Source organism: Chryseobacterium cheonjiense (assembly GCF_012927265.1).
Lineage (GTDB): Bacteria > Bacteroidota > Bacteroidia > Flavobacteriales > Weeksellaceae > Chryseobacterium > Chryseobacterium cheonjiense.
On sequence record NZ_JABBGF010000004.1, the window covers coordinates 46,551 to 62,396 of the forward strand.

Below are 15,846 nucleotides of genomic sequence, written 5' to 3' on the forward strand. Positions count from 1 at the left end.
GTTAGTTAGTATTAGCATTGTCATGCTGAGCCTGTCGAAGCATCTATACTTTAAAAAATCAATGCGCTTCCAGCCAGTTATTCCCGACACCCACTTCTACCAATAACGGAACCTGCGTTTCAATAGCATTTTCCATTTCCATTTTAATGATGTTGGTAGCTACTTCAATTTCATCAGCCGGAGCTTCAAAAACCAATTCGTCGTGCACCTGCAGCAGCATTTTTGTTTTTAATTTTTCTTTTTCCAGTTCTTTTTGAATTTTTATCATCGCTACTTTTACCACATCGGCAGCACTTCCCTGGATAGGAGCGTTGACGGCATTTCTTTCAGCATGTCCGCGAACCACAAAATTATTGGAATTGATATCTTTCAAATGACGCTTTCTTCCCAGAATGGTTTCCACATAACCGATTTCACGGGCTCTTTTTACTTGTTCTGCCATATATTCCTTCAATTTCGGATAGGAGGCATAATAGGCATCGATCATCTGTTTGGCTTCACTTCTGGACAATCCGGTCTGCTCTGCAAGAGCGAAAGCGCCCTGCCCGTATAAAATCCCGAAGTTTACGGTCTTCGCCTGGCTTCTCTGAATTTTTGAAACCTCTTCCAGCGGAATATTAAATAACCTCGCCGCTGTTGAGGCGTGGATATCTTCTCCGTCCTGGAAAGCCTTGATCATATTATCTTCTCCCGAAATTTCAGCAATAAGACGAAGCTCAATCTGTGAATAATCGGCAGAAATAATCTTTTTACCTTCTCCCGCCACAAAAGCACCACGGATCTGCTGACCTCTCAACGTTCTGATCGGAATGTTTTGAAGATTCGGATTAACACTCGCCAGACGGCCCGTTGCGGCAGTAGTCTGTGAGAAATTTGTATGAACGCGGTTATCCGATTTATCAATCTGCGATGGAAGTGCATCCACGTATGTTGATTTTAATTTCTGATACGTCCTGTATTCAAGAATATGCTTAATAATCTCATGTTTAGACGCAAGCTTCTGCAGAATATCTTCCGAAGTCGCATATTGTCCGGTTTTCGTTTTCTTGGCCTTCGGGTCCAGCTGAAGCTTTTCAAAAAGAATATCTCCCAGCTGTTTCGGGGAATTGACATTGAATTCTTCCCCGGAAAGTTCAAAAATTTTCGCTTCCAGCTGTCTCAGGTCGTTTTCCAGATCTATGCTTTCCTGGGCAAGCCATTTCTCATCGAGTGAAATTCCGGCCAGTTCCATTTTAGCCAAAACTTCCATCAGAGGCATTTCTATATTGAAGAACAGATCTTCTAAATTTTCTTTTTTAAGCTGCGGGGCAAAAAGCTCATACAGCTGAAAAGTTACATCGGCATCTTCGGCTGCGTAATCGGTCTGTGTCCTGAGATCCGCATCCCGGAAATTTCCCTGTTTCTTTCCCTTTTTACCGATAATGGTTTCAATGGAAACCGGTTTATAACCCAGGTACATTTCGGAAAGATAGTCCATTCCGTGTCTTCCGTCAGGATTCAGGAGATAATGTGCGATCATCGTGTCGAACATCGCGCCTTTCACCGTGATATTATATCTTCTGAGGATTTTATAATCAAACTTTAAATTGTGCGCTACTTTGATGACATCTTCCTTTTCGAAAAAAGGCCTGAAAATTTCCAGCGTCTGCAATACTTCACCCTGATCTTCCGAAAGGGGAATATAATACGCCAATCCTTTTTTGTAGCTGAAACTCATTCCTACAAGCTCGGCTTCGAGTTCATTAAGAGAAGTGGTTTCAGTGTCGAAGCAGACTACACGCTGTTTTAATAAATTGTCAACAAGAATTTTCTGGGCTTTGGGATTACTGATAAACTGATACAGGTGATCATTCTGCTCAATCGTAGCCTTCGTTGAGGTAGCCTGATCCAGCTCTTCATAAGTGGCAAAAAGATCGAGCTGTCCCACTGCCTGCGCTACTTTTTGCTGTGGTGTTTCAGCAACGGTAATATCAATCTCTGCAACGACAACAGTTCCTGTTGAGGAAGGAGCAAATGCACGGTAAAGATTTTCGTACAGTCTTCTGAATTCTATTTCGTCGAAAACTTCTTTTACTTTTTCAAAATCCGGAGTCTCCAGATCATATTGTTCCTGATGGAATTCAATAGGCGCATCACAGATAATGGTGGCCAGCTTTTTAGATAAAATTCCTCTTTCTGCTGAAGCTTCCACTTTTTCTTTTAATTTACCCTTTAGCTTATCGGTGTTGGCCAGCAGGGTTTCAATATTTCCAAATTCTTTCAGGAATTTCATGGCTGTTTTTTCACCCACGCCCTCAAGGCCGGGAATATTATCCACAGAATCTCCCATCATCGCCAGGAAATCGATCATCTGTTTAGGATCTTCAATTTCGTATTTGGCTTTAACTTCTTCTACACCTAAAATCTCAATATCGCCGCCTTTAAGTCCCGGCTTGTAAATTTTTATTTTATCTGTGACAAGCTGTGCAAAATCTTTGTCGGGAGTTACCATAAACGTGGTATAGCCTTCTTCTTCTGCTTTACAGGCAATGGTTCCGATCACATCATCTGCTTCATATCCCGGAACGCCCAAAATAGGAATATGCATGGCTTGCAGAATTCTGTGTATATACGGGATAGCATTTTGTATGGCTTCCGGCGTTTCGCTTCTGTTGGCTTTATATTCAGAAAAATCCCCCGTTCTTATGCTGGCTTCACCCACATCAAAAACCACTGCAAGATGAGTAGGCCGTTCCCTTCTGATTAATTCGATCAGGGAATTGGTAAATCCGAAAATAGCTGAAGTATCCAGACCTTTGCTGGTGAGTCTCGGATTTCTGATCAGAGCATAATATCCTCTGAAAATCATTGCATAAGCATCGATCAGGAATAATCTTTTATCTTGTGTTGCGTCCATATTGTCCATAAAAAACAAATATAAGAAAAAGAGTTCTTTTAATAGGGAAATGTACAAAGGATTAACCGGAGATATTCTTTGTTATTTTTTTAACAATACACTTTCAAAAACCACTCTTTTTGCTTCAATGTTGAACCTTTCAGGTTGGCTTTTGAGTCTCTGAGTCTCGTCGTTGAATCTTTTTGCCTCGTTATCGAGTCTTTTAGGCTGGTTTTTCATTCTTTTAGACTCGTCCGAGAGTGTTTTTGATTCATCATTGAGTCTTTTAGACTGGTTTTTCAGTCTTTCTGATTCATGGTCGCGTCTTTTTTGCTCAACATTGAGCTTGTTAGAGTCGACAGAATCAAATCTTCAAATTCAGACTTAATCTATTTTTATATCAAGAGTCTTGTACATTAATGTTTATGTCTTTAATAATGTACGTTAATCTGGTAAAACATAGAGAGTTCATTTTCTATTCCTTACATTTGTATAGCATTCTGATTTGAGAATGAAAATGATTGATATGACAGATAAAAAATACAATGAGACGATTCATAAAGATAAAAATTACGAATACATTACCATTTCCAACGACGAAAACAACGTAAGAATCTATACTTTGAAAAACGGCCTAAAGGTTTTTCTTGCCCAAAATTTTGATGCCCCCAGAATCCAGACCTATATTCCGGTACGTACAGGAAGCAATAATGACCCTGCCGATAATACCGGACTGGCACATTACCTCGAACATATGATGTTCAAAGGTACTTCAAAACTCGGGACTCAGGATTGGAAAAAAGAAAGTGAATTGCTGAACCAAATTTCAGATTTGTATGAAGAGCACAAAACAACCTCTGATCCTGAAAAAAAGAAAGAAATTTACCGCAAAATAGATGAGCTGTCCCAGGAGGCAAGCCAATATGCTATTGCCAATGAATATGACAAGGCAATTTCTTCATTAGGCGCTACGGGAACAAATGCCCACACCTGGTTTGATGAAACGGTCTATAAAAATAATATTCCCAATAATGAACTTGAAAAATGGCTGAAGATTGAAAAAGAAAGATTTTCAGAATTGGTGTTAAGACTTTTTCATACCGAACTGGAATCGGTGTACGAGGAGTTCAACAGGGCACAGGATAACGATTCCAGGTTGGTTCAGTACGAGCTCATGGATGCTCTGTTTCCAACCCATCCGAACGGACAGCAAACGACCCTTGGAAAGGCCGAACACCTGAAAAATCCTTCGATGAGGGCTATTCATAAATATTTTGATGAATACTACGTCCCGAATAATTATGCAATGGTTTTGGTGGGAGATCTTGATTTTGATGAGACTATTAAACTTATCGATCAATATTTCGGCACGATTCCTTACCGCGAATTACTTGAGAAATATCCGATTGTCGAACAACCGATTACAGGAATAGTGGAAAGAACCGTGAAGAGTCCTACTACGCCGAGAGTTCAGCTCGCCTGGAGGACCGAAAGTTACGGAACAAGGGAAGCGATGCTTGCCGATATCGTCGCCAATATTTTAAGCAACAGGGGAGAAGCGGGATTGATAGACCTGAACATTAATCAGACCCAGAAACTGCTTTGGGGACAGGCGTATTCAGTGGGATTAAAACAATACGGGTATTTCTCCATTGTTGCCGTTCCGAAAGAAACACAGACCCTGGATGAAGCAAAAAATCTCGTGATGGAACAGCTCGAATTGGTGAAAAAAGGAGATTTCCCGGACTGGATGCTTACCGCAATCATCAATGATTTCAAAGTTCAGAGGATGAAAGCGCTGGAAACCGCAGACGGGCTTGCCACCAATCTCTATGATAGCTACATCAAAGGCAGAACCTGGGAACAGGAACTGAATGAAATGGATGAATATGCCGCTATTACAAAAGAAGATGTGGTAGCTTTCGCCAATGAATTCTTCAAAGATAATTATGTAATTGTTAATAAAGAAAAAGGAACTAACGATAAGCTGATTCGTGTAGAAAATCCTGGAATTACCCCGGTAAAAATCAACCGTGAAGCACAATCTGAGTTTCTCAAGCAGATTTTAGCGGAAAAAACAGAGGATATCCAGCCTGAATTTATCGACTATCAGAAAGAAATCCTTACCGACACGATTAAAGATAAAAAACTGAGCTTTGTGAAAAATAAAAGCAATGATATTGCCCAGGTACATTTTATTTTTCCTTTCGGAAGCGATCATGATCGTGATCTTGGTATTTCAACACAGGTTCTTCAGTATCTGGGAACAGAAAAATTTTCGCCGGATGACCTTAAAAAGGAGTTTTTCAAAATCGGGATTACCAATGATTTTAAAACCACCAACGACCAGCTTACCATTTCACTACACGGTCTTGAAGAAAATATCCCGAAAGGAATTGAGCTCCTGCAACACTGGTTGAAAAAAGTACAGCCTGATCAGGAAATTTATAACCAGTTTGTGGAAACGGTGTTAGAAAACCGCGCAGCCATAAAAAAGGACAAAGCCCGCATCATGACGGCTTTAACGAATTATACCAAGCTCGGGTCTTTTTCCCGATTTACGGATATTATTTCAAAAGAAGAGCTTGAGAGCAGCAATGTTGAGGTGTTTACGGAAAGAATGCAGAATTTATTCAGGTTTCCATATCAGATTTTCTTTTACGGACGGAATTTTGAAGATTTTAAAGATTATATCGGGAAATATATCGAGCCGGAAAGCCTTGCTATTCCTGAGCCTAAAAAATATCCTGAACCTGAAACGCTGGGGAATGTTTATTTTACCAACTATGACATGGTGCAGATGGAAATGAGCAGGATCGGAAGAGGTCAAATGGTTAATACAGGAAATTTCGGGAAGATCAATGTATTCAACGAATATTTCGGGAGAGGGCTCTCTTCTATTGTTTTTCAGGAAATCCGTGAGAGCAAAAGTCTTGCATATTCTGCCTACGTTTCCTATGCTGCCAATTCCGAGTTGAACCATCCGGATTATATCACCACGTATATCGGGACACAGCCGGATAAGCTACAGATTGCCATCGATACACTGGCTGAACTGATGGCCGAGCTTCCTGAAGTCCCGGCACAGTTTGAAAATGCCAGAAATGCGGCACTGAAACAGATTGCCTCCGCAAGGATTACCAGAACCAATATTTTCTTTAATACCCTAAGACTTAAAAAGCTGAATATTTTCCACGACTTCAGGAAAGACATTTATCAGCAGATTGAAAGCTTAACCTTTGAAGACGTGAAGATGTTTTATAACAATTATATTAAAACGGTTCAGTTTAATACGGCCCTTATCGGAAAAAGAGAAAACCTGAATATGAAAGCTGTTTCTCAAATGGGAGCTTTTAAAGAAGTGACTTTAAAGGATATTTTTGGACATTAAAAATTTAATAAAATAATCATAAGCTGCCGCGCGATTCCATCGCGTGGCTTTTTGTTTTTATTTATCTTTTATAAATTTTTATCTTTATCAAAACATACATTGATGAGTAGAAATTACAAATTCCATAATCCCGAAGGGCTGTATTTCGTAAGTTTTGCTGTTGTCGGCTGGCTGAATGTCTTTATAAAAGATGAATATATAGAGCTGCTGTTGAAAAGTTTAAGATTCTGTCAGAAAAATAAAGGAATGGAAATACATGCCTGGTGTATTATGCCCAATCATGTACATTTGGTTTTCCGAAGTGTGAATGGCCAAAAACCGGAGCTTTTATTAGGCGATTTCAAAAGGTTTACCAGCAAGGCCGTTGTTTCAGCAATAAAAGAAAACGCAAAAGAACCCAGAAACAAATTCTTATTAAACTTTTTCCTGAAAGAAGGTTTAAAAACATCTAACGTCAATAAGTATCAATTTTGGAGACATGATAATCATCCAATTGAGTTATGGAGCAACAGAGTAATCTGGCAAAAGATTAATTATACCCATAAAAATCCTGTAAAAGCAGGACTTGTAACAAATGCGGAAGAGTACCGATACAGTAGTGCTATAGATTATGCCGACGAGAAAGGGCTTCTGGAGGATATAGTTGTTTTCAGAATGTTTAATATTTAGGTTTATTTATTTCGCGCGATACAATCGCGCGGCAGCGGTGTGTTATTTGACTAAACTGCAGGTTTGTAATGTTTTACGCTTTTTGATTTATATAAAATTCTTGATATATGTTTATAATTTATTTCAAACAAAAAATCCCGAAAAAACTTTCGGGACTTTGATATTATTTTATTAAAAACTATTTCACAACTTTCATTTCATTAATCAGCCATTTGGAATCGGCAAATTTATCAATGATGAAAAGAATATATTTCGTGTCGACCATGATATTTCTGCTGAATCGCGGATCATAGTTGATGTCACTCATTGTTCCTTCCCACTGTCGGTCGAAGTTTAATCCTACAAGATTTCCGTAAGCGTCAAGCGCCGGGCTTCCTGAGTTTCCTCCTGTTGTGTGGTTGGTTGCAGTAAATCCTACGGGAACATCTCCTGTTTTATCTTTATACTGTCCAAAATCTTTTTTATCATAAAGATCGATCAGTTTTTTAGGCACATCAAATTCATAATCTCCCGGAACATATTTTTCCATTACCCCGGCCAAGTGAGTCTGATAATTATAAGAAACGGCATCTCTTGGCGAAGAACCTTTTACTTTTCCATACGTTACACGAAGAGTAGAGTTGGCATCCGGGAAGAATTTTCGGTCTTTATCCGTTGCCATCTGTTGAGCCATATAGGTTTTCTGCAGCGCATCAATCTTTGTCTGAAGAGACATAAACTGAGGATCTGCTTTGGTCATGTACGTGTCTCTCATCGACAGATAAATCTGGAAAACAGGATCTTTTTTCAGGGTTTTGATTAATTTATCCTGATTGGAAAAAGCTTTTTCTATATCCTTGCTTAAAGAAGCACCATTCACCTCATTTCTTCCTGTGATGATAGAATTTTTAGAGGCATCCTCAATAACCTGAATATTTTGCGCTTCATTTTTGTACTTTTCAAACCCTGCAGGTAAGAACTGCGCATCTGTTTTGTTGGCATACAAAGCCAGCAGTTTTGCTGTTACTTTAGCATCAAGTTCTGCGTTATAGTCTTTATAGAAAGAAGACAATCTGTTTTTTAGTGCTGCAGTCCCTTTTTCATCCATTCTTCCTGCTTCGACGGCAGCAATATAATTGTAATAAAGGTTAGCAAGCATTAAAGTCTCTGCATTTCTGATGGTTTCAGAATAGTAAGCATTGTTTAAAGCGTAAGGAGCCTGATCGTTATACAGTCTGGTGAGTTGATCCAGAGTTGTTTTAATTTCAGGATTTTTAGCAGCCAGTGAAGCCTCATACTTCATTTTTTTCTCTACGGCATTCGATTTTTTCAAACCTTCCACTTCGCCGATCCATTTTTTCCAGTAATTGGCTACGGATGCGTATTTTGAAGCATACTGAATACGCGTAGCGTCATCGGCGCGCATTTTTTCATCCAATGTCTTTAGTGCCACATCTCTCACAGCAATTCTTGCCGGATCAATTTCCTTCATGATTTTTTCAACAGCAATACCTGGAAGATATTCTGTGGTTCTTCCCGGGAAACCGAAAACAAAGGTGAAATCATTTTCATTCTTATCTTTAATAGAAACAGGAAGATAATGCTTAGGAACGTAAGGAACGTTATCTTTTGAATATTCTGCCGGCTTGTTGTTTTTGTCAGCATAAATCCTGAACATGGAAAAATCTCCGGTATGTCTCGGCCAAACCCAGTTGTCGGTATCTGAACCGAATTTTCCGATGCTTTGCGGCGGTGCGCCTACCAAACGGATATCTTTGTACGTTTCAATAGTATAGGCATAAAATTTATTTCCGTAGTACATTGATTTTACAGAGATGGATTGATAAGGCTCAATTTTCTGTGAGTTCTTGTAGATCTCAATATTTTTAGCAATCTGCTTAGAAAGTTCAGGTTCTGTAAGATTGTCCGTTCCCTGTAAAATCTGACCGGTTACTTCTTTAATATCTACGATAAAATCAACCGTTACTCCGGGATTAGGAAGTTCGCCTTCCGTATTTTTAGCCCAAAAACCGTTTGATAAAAGGTCATTCTGAACGGTTGAATGCGCCTGGATCTGCCCGTAACCACAGTGATGGTTGGTAAGCAGAAGGCCTTTCGGAGAGATGATTTCTGCGGTGCATCCGCCGTTGAACTGTACCACTGCGTCTTTAATGCTTGCTTTCTGAGGGTTGAAGATGTCTTTTGCAGAGATTTTCATTCCCAGATCTTTCATTTCCTTTTCATTCAGCTCTGTCGGGATCCACATTCCTCCGTATTGCTGTGCAAATGTCATTACAGCCGGCAAAAGAAATACGGATAAGAGTATCTTTTTTGTCATAATCAAAATTTTGCTCAATTTACGAAGAAATTATGAGTTTGAAATTTTGTGATATGTTGTCTATTTTGTTGTTGAAAATGAACGATGTATGGATTCTTGCTAATAGCTATTGCGTGCCATGTTAATGATGTTGAACTAAAAATTTTCACTAAAAAATTTAAAATTGAGAAAAAAATACACCGTTTTTTTAGTAGTCTAAATTTAACCGCAAAAGAGTCAAAAGATACTATTAGATGTTACATAAAGTACTAAAAACTTTCAAAAGAAAAAAATCAAAGATTTTTAAGAACTAATGTGTTCTAAAATAATTGTGAGGCTTTATCTTTATCTAATGTGTCTCATGTGTCAAAATGCTTTTGTTTCTTTTGCGGTTAAATAAAAAAGTTTGAAACAGTTATTGCTAAAACTGGTAGGCAATAATGCGCTCATCTTCCATCAGGCTTTTCATCAGAGTTTCGTGGTTGACGTTTTTTCCTGTTACAATCCATGAGGTAGAAAGATTTCCCTGGGTGTACTGCTGTTTAGAAATCGCATACCTCAGGTTATGTTTCCTGAAAAGTTCTTCACAATAAGGCACATCATGATAATTGGTAACGGCAATCTTATATTCCCTGATTTTATGTTCTCGATCGATCAGTTTTTCGAAGCTGGTAAGCGAACTGAGTATCAACAGTACTAAAATGGTTCCCAAAACGGCAAGATAAACGTATCCCGACCCAACGGCCATCCCGAGAGATGCTGTTGCCCATATCGTTGTGGCTGTCGTAATCCCGTCGATTTTACTGTCTCCTTTAAAAATAACTCCGGCTCCCAGGAAGCCGATTCCTGTAATGATATTGGCGGCAATACGGTCAGGATCATCTACCCCGATTTTTATAGAGAGAATCGTAAACAGACATGAACCGAAACAGATCAGAATGAAAGTCCTCAGTCCGGCAGATTTATTACGGTATTCACGTTCCGCACCAATCAGGATTCCAAGAACCACTGAGATGAAAATCAAAAGCAGTTCATTCTGAATAGAGTGATCTTTTAAAAATTCCATGAGTAATTATTTTAATAGCCAGAATAAATTTAGATAAAATCTTTCTTACAAAATATGAATGAAATCACTTTTGATTAATAAAAAAGCTGTCCGAGGACAGCCTTAATAATTATTTTTTCTCAACCAAATCCAGAAACTGCTGTTCGTCCAGAATCTCAATGGTTCCAATATCCTGAGCTTTCTTCAGCTTGCTTCCTGCTTTTTCGCCTACGACGAGGTAATTCAGATTTTTGGAAACGGCAGAAATATTTTTTCCGCCATGTTTTTCCACCATTTCTTCCGCCGCTTCTCTGGTGAATAAGGATAATTTTCCGGTGAAAAGGAAGGTTTTTCCGTCCAAAACATTAGATAAAACTTCATTGGTGCTTTCGCCCTTTTCAAGCTGAACGCCGTACGATTTCAGCCTTTCAATCATCAGGATATTTTCCGGATTAGCGAAGAAATCTACAATACTTACTGCAATTTTAGTCCCGATATCTTCTACCTGGCAAAGCTCTTCTACCGTAGCATTTTTCAGTTCTTCGATGGAAGGGAAATTCTTAACCAGTTTCTTGGCAACGGTTTCTCCCACGTGCTTTATGCCGATTCCATACAATACTTTTTCAAAAGGAATTTCCTTAGATTTTTCAATTCCGGAGATGATATTCTGGGCAGATTTTTCAGCCATTCTTTCCAACGGAAGCAGCTGTTCTTTTTTCAACACATAAAAATCAGCAGGGTTTTCAATGAGTCTTTCCCTGTATAGCTGTTCAATGGTTTCGCTGCCGAGATTATCAATATTTAAAGCTTTTCTGGAAACATAATGAATCATTCTTCCTACTACCTGTGGCGGACAGTGCAATTCGTTCGGGCAGAAATGAATGGCCTGATCTTCAATTTTCACCAATTCCGTTCCGCATTCCGGGCAATGTCTGATGTATTCTATTTCTTTGCTTTCGGCAGTTCTTTTTTCTTTATTTACGCCTACGATTTTAGGAATAATTTCACCTCCTTTTTCTACATACACGAAATCATGTTCATGAAGGTCGAGTTTTTTAATGATATCTTCATTGTGGAGAGAAGCTCTTTTAACAATGGTTCCTGCCAACAATACGGGCTTAAGATTGGCAACGGGAGTAATGGCGCCGGTTCTTCCCACCTGATAAGTAACGGTCTGTAATTCTGTTTCTACTTTTTCCGCTTTGAATTTATAAGCCATCGCCCAACGTGGAGATTTTGCCGTGTAGCCAAGCTGTCGCTGTTGTTTTAGGGAATTTACTTTTAAAACGATCCCGTCGATTTCAAAAGGAAGATTGTGTCTTTCAATGTCCCAGTATGTAATAAATTCTTTTACCTCAGCAAGTGTTTTACAAAGTTTAGCCTGTTGTGATGTTTTGAAACCCCAGGATTTTGCTTTTTCCAAAAGTTCCCAGTGCGATTCGGCAGGGATTTCTTCGGAAATGTATTGATATAACACTGAGGAAAGTCCGCGTTTTCTTACCTCGCCGCTGTCCTGCATTTTAAGACTTCCGCTGGCGGTATTTCTTGGGTTCATGAAGGGATCCAGGCCGTCTTCTTCACGCTGCTTATTGATTTTATCGAAATTTTTCCGTGTTAAATAAATTTCGCCACGCATGAAAAATTGAGCAGGAAAATCACCTTTCAGCTTTAATGGAATATCTGAAATAGTACGGACATTCGCTGTAATCTCATCACCCTGAAAGCCGTCGCCCCGTGTTACAGCCTGAAAAAGTTTTCCATTCTCATACAAAATAGAAATAGAAGCTCCGTCGTATTTCAGCTCGGCTACAAATTCTACAGGTTCGTCAATCGCTTTAATAATTCTTTTTTCCCAGTCTTCCAGATCGTCGAAATCATAGGAATTGTCGAGAGAATACATTCTGAATTTATGCTGAACGGTAGGAAACACTTTTGTAATTCCGCCGCCTACCCTCATGGTGGGAGAGTTTTCGTCATAGAATTCAGGGTATTTTGCTTCCAGATCGCGTAGTTCTTCCAGCAGCATATCAAAATCATAGTCTGTGATCGTAGGAGTATCAAGAAGATAATAGTCTTCGTTATGCTGGTGAAGTTCCTTCCGGAGATCTTCTATTTTTTGCTGTATGTTTTCGGACATCGGGTTTTTATCTTTTAGCAAAAATAATTAAATACAATTTAAAAAAATAAGAGATTTACACATTCCGGGAAAATTAAAAAGGCTTAACATATTTCAACGGTTTGACTATCTATCAGATAAATTTTGCGTTTATAATTATTTAACATCGTGTTCCTAAATAATTAAAAAAATGTTAAAACTCCCTTAAACAGACTGTTCTCAAAGTCAGGATACATTTGCATGCAGCTAATTTGAAAAAATGAGAAAAGTAAAGATTGTATTGGGATTATTATTCCTGAGTTTCGGGACACTGGCATATGCGCAGACTACACAGGCCTCTATTGTAGGAAAAGTGACCGGGGCCGGAAGAGCGCCACAGGAAAAAATAAAAGTGACGATTATTAATGAATCGACGGGTTTCAAAACAGAAACGGAAACCAACTCAAAGGGAGAGTATATATTTAAAGAAATCCCTCTGGGAGGTCCTTACACGGTAATAGTGAATGAGGAGAAAAGAGAAGGCTATAATGTAAACTTTGGCGATCAGGTAACAGTAAATATGGATCTAGCGAACGAGAAATCCATTGAGGAAGTTATAGTCACAGGAAATCTTAAAAATAAAATCGGAAATTTAGGAGCTGCTACGGCAATTACCACCAAAAATATCGGAATATTGCCTGTTAACGGAAGAAACTTTACCAATTTGGCTGAGCTCTCACCTTTAAGCGGTAAAAACGGAAGTATTTCCGGACAGCTGAGCTCTTCTACCAATTTTACCATTGACGGGATGACCGCTAAAAACCCGACTTCTGCAGGGGCTACCACAAGCCGTAGTGGCGCGCCGTTTTCAATCTCGATTGAGGCGGTTCGTGAGTTTAAAGTAACAACCAACCAGTATGATGTAACACTGGGAAGGAGCGGCGGGGGAACCATAAGTGCTGTTACAAAGTCAGGAACCAACCAGTTTTCAGGAAGTGCATGGGAATATCTGAGAACGAACTGGCTTTCCAGCAAATACGACATCAGAGGAAATGAGATCCATAATGATTTTTCTACTTCTCAGTTCGGTTTTTCGCTTGGCGGACCGATTATCAAGAATAAACTTCATTTCTTCGTGGCTTGGGATCATCAGCTTGACTCACGACCGCTGCAGATTGCAGATATCAAATCGCATGACGATGAATTGAGGCTTAACACCACTACTGCTACTTTAAATAAGTTCTTAGATATTGCCAGAGCAAAATATGGTGTAGCAAATACCCCTCAGTTCGGAAGCTTCGACAAAGTAAGGAATTCTGATGCGGCATTTTTACGTCTGGACTGGCAGATTAACGACAAAAACTTATTGACATTAAGAAATAACTTTACCTACGATTTAAATAAAAACGGTCTAGGAGACAATACGGCAATCAATGCTTTTGAATCTTATGGAAATGATAAAAACCTGGATAACAGTTTATTATTAACATTAAGAACCAACCTGAAACCTAACATGACCAATGAATTAAAGGCTCAATACCTTTACACCGCTCAGGACAGTTACCAAAATGATGAATTAGGACACGCTCTTCCCAGAGCCATTGTTGAAAATATTGTTTCCAATATTGATGGTAAAGACAAAGCGACGAATATCCAGATTGGGGGACACCGTTTCGGGCAGGAAAGTTTCAGAAATAATGTTTTCCAGATTGTAGACAATTTATATTACAATACGGATAAGATTAAATATACTTTCGGAGCAGATTTGATGTACACGAATGCAAAATCTATTTATGGAAGTGAGGTGAACGGAAGATTCCATTTCAGGGAAAATCCTGCTGCGAATGGCGGAGATAATTTGTTTAATTTTAATAATCTCATTGCTTACAGATTTTACAGAGAAGTTCCTTTAATGGAAGATCCTTCGGTGAAATCCAATATTTACAATTTAGGGGTTTACGGACAGATTCAAACCAAAATTGCCAGAGGCTTGGATTTAATGGCAGGGTTACGATTGGATTACGGAGGGTATCCAAAGGCAAAACTTAATCAGAAGTTGTTTGATGAAATGGGAATCCGTACGGATAATCAGATCCAATCATTCATTATCCAGCCGAGATTCCAGTTTGATTGGAATATCAATGAAGGGAATAAAAATTTCTTAAAATTCGGAGCCGGTATTTTCTCGTCTGATATTAATAATTATATGATTATCAATAATCTTGTATTCGATGGAAAGCATTTGGCTACAGTGGATGTCAATCCTTCCCAGATTGGCTTAACGCCTGATTTCAACAGCTACAGAAATGATTACGGAACTGTTCCTACATTATCTCAGTATCAGCTTCCTACCATCAACTATACAGGAAAAGATGCGAAAATCCCTGTCGTTTATAAAGCAAATATTTCTTATACTCATTTCTTTAACGAAAGATTTAGGGCAGGAGTTGCGGCTTATATGGCTTTAGGGAGAAACAACTATTTCTATTATGACAGAAATATGGCCGCCAATCCATATTTCACTTTGGATAATGAAGGTGGAAGAGGAGTTTATGTTCCTGCTGCTTCAATTGCTGCCAATGGAACAATGAACTGGAAAGAAGGAAGAATCAACAAAAACTTTGGAAGAGTTCTTGAGCTGGTAAGCGATGGAAAGGTAAATCAATTCTCATTTGTGGCAGACACAAGTTACCGTTACTGGAGAGATGGGGAAATCACGGCAAGTTATACATGGGCGGATATTAAAGATAACACTTCTTATAACGGAAACGTAGCGAATTCAGCGACTTTATCCACTCCGGTTGCGGGTGATCCCCGGGATCTGAGAATGACCTATTCTGATAACCAATTCAGAAATAAAGTGGTCATCTACGGTAATTCACCGACGATTGCAGGATTTACTTTAGGGATTCGTTATGCAGGAATGGGAGGAACCCGTTTTTCTTTAACAGCAGGAGGAAACGTAAACGGGGATTTCGTTGACACCAATGATCTGGCCTATATTTTCCCGAATCTTACCCAGGCTTTGATTGACAATCCGGAAGTAGGAACGGCTTTAAAGAACTATATCACCGATTATAATAACAAGATCGCGGAAAGAAACGGCGGGAAAAACGGATTCTACGGAGTTTGGGATATTCGTGTGGCCAAGAAGATCAAATTTGAAAAGATTGGCGGATTTGAACTTTCGGTGGATATTTTCAACGTAGCCAACCTACTTAACAAAGAGAAAGGGATCAATAAATCTTACGGAAATACAGCTCTTTACAGAATCACAGGATTTGATCAGGCTACAAAGCAGCTTAAATACAGTCTCAATACAAGTGGTCTTGAACCGTTATCCGGAAATCCTTATCAGATTCAGATAGGAGCAAAATATACGTTCTAGAATATTGCAAAATGTGAATGGTCAATTGTGAATTTTTATCATTTAAATAAAATCATTTTAATGATTGACTTACAAAGCAAAATTGAC

General features: G+C 38.9%; 8 protein-coding genes. 3 read left to right on the forward strand and 5 right to left on the reverse strand.

What is annotated here, in order from left to right; genetic code table 11:
• Positions 1 to 58: 58 nt before the first annotated feature.
• Together polA and HHL20_RS17955 are read right to left on the reverse strand one after the other, a co-directional pair.
• Positions 59 to 2,896 carry a DNA polymerase I gene (gene polA, locus HHL20_RS17950; protein WP_169232721.1) on the reverse strand — a complete coding sequence of 946 codons (2,838 nt, stop codon included), beginning with the start codon at positions 2,894 to 2,896 and terminating at the stop codon, positions 59 to 61.
• 81 nt (positions 2,897 to 2,977) lie between these two features.
• On the reverse strand, positions 2,978 to 3,115 hold the full coding sequence (locus HHL20_RS17955; RefSeq protein ID WP_169232559.1) for a hypothetical protein: 138 nt from the start codon (positions 3,113 to 3,115) through the stop codon (positions 2,978 to 2,980).
• 286 nt (positions 3,116 to 3,401) lie between these two features.
• Here HHL20_RS17955 and HHL20_RS17960 point away from each other — a divergent pair, with 286 nt between their 5' ends.
• On the forward strand, positions 3,402 to 6,266 hold the full coding sequence (locus tag HHL20_RS17960; protein WP_169232560.1) for a M16 family metallopeptidase: 2,865 nt from the start codon (positions 3,402 to 3,404) through the stop codon (positions 6,264 to 6,266).
• 102 nt (positions 6,267 to 6,368) lie between these two features.
• The gene (locus tag HHL20_RS17965; protein WP_169232561.1) at positions 6,369 to 6,935 is read left to right on the forward strand and encodes an REP-associated tyrosine transposase; all 567 of its coding nucleotides are present in this window, start codon (positions 6,369 to 6,371) and stop codon (positions 6,933 to 6,935) included.
• A gap of 178 nt (positions 6,936 to 7,113) precedes the next feature.
• Here the strand turns inward: HHL20_RS17965 and HHL20_RS17970 are convergent, their stop codons facing one another.
• The 3 genes from HHL20_RS17970 to ligA all read right to left on the reverse strand — a co-directional run bounded on the left by HHL20_RS17970 (position 7,114) and on the right by ligA (position 12,413).
• Entirely contained in the window at positions 7,114 to 9,252 is a 2,139-nt protein-coding gene (locus HHL20_RS17970) for a S46 family peptidase (protein ID WP_169232562.1), read from the reverse strand.
• Positions 9,253 to 9,652: 400 nt separating this feature from the next.
• On the reverse strand, positions 9,653 to 10,297 hold the full coding sequence (locus HHL20_RS17975; RefSeq protein ID WP_169232563.1) for an MgtC/SapB family protein: 645 nt from the start codon (positions 10,295 to 10,297) through the stop codon (positions 9,653 to 9,655).
• A gap of 109 nt (positions 10,298 to 10,406) precedes the next feature.
• Positions 10,407 to 12,413, reverse strand: coding sequence for an NAD-dependent DNA ligase LigA (gene ligA, locus HHL20_RS17980; RefSeq protein ID WP_169232564.1), 2,007 nt, complete (start codon positions 12,411 to 12,413; stop codon positions 10,407 to 10,409).
• A 238-nt stretch (positions 12,414 to 12,651) separates the two neighbouring features.
• Between ligA and HHL20_RS17985 the strand changes: the two genes are divergently transcribed.
• On the forward strand, positions 12,652 to 15,759 hold the full coding sequence (locus HHL20_RS17985; RefSeq protein ID WP_169232565.1) for a TonB-dependent receptor: 3,108 nt from the start codon (positions 12,652 to 12,654) through the stop codon (positions 15,757 to 15,759).
• Positions 15,760 to 15,846 lie beyond the last annotated feature (87 nt).

Bases quoted from the DNA above. Each gene is read 5' to 3' on its own strand.
- polA (WP_169232721.1), bottom strand. From the start codon at position 2,896: ATGGACGCAACACAAGATAAAAGATTATTCCTGATCGATGCTTATGCA.
- HHL20_RS17955 (WP_169232559.1), bottom strand. From the start codon at position 3,115: ATGAAAAACCAGCCTAAAAGACTCGATAACGAGGCAAAAAGATTCAAC.
- HHL20_RS17960 (WP_169232560.1), top strand. From the start codon at position 3,402: ATGACAGATAAAAAATACAATGAGACGATTCATAAAGATAAAAATTAC.
- HHL20_RS17965 (WP_169232561.1), top strand. From the start codon at position 6,369: ATGAGTAGAAATTACAAATTCCATAATCCCGAAGGGCTGTATTTCGTA.
- HHL20_RS17970 (WP_169232562.1), bottom strand. From the start codon at position 9,252: ATGACAAAAAAGATACTCTTATCCGTATTTCTTTTGCCGGCTGTAATG.
- HHL20_RS17975 (WP_169232563.1), bottom strand. From the start codon at position 10,297: ATGGAATTTTTAAAAGATCACTCTATTCAGAATGAACTGCTTTTGATT.
- ligA (WP_169232564.1), bottom strand. From the start codon at position 12,413: ATGTCCGAAAACATACAGCAAAAAATAGAAGATCTCCGGAAGGAACTT.
- HHL20_RS17985 (WP_169232565.1), top strand. From the start codon at position 12,652: ATGAGAAAAGTAAAGATTGTATTGGGATTATTATTCCTGAGTTTCGGG.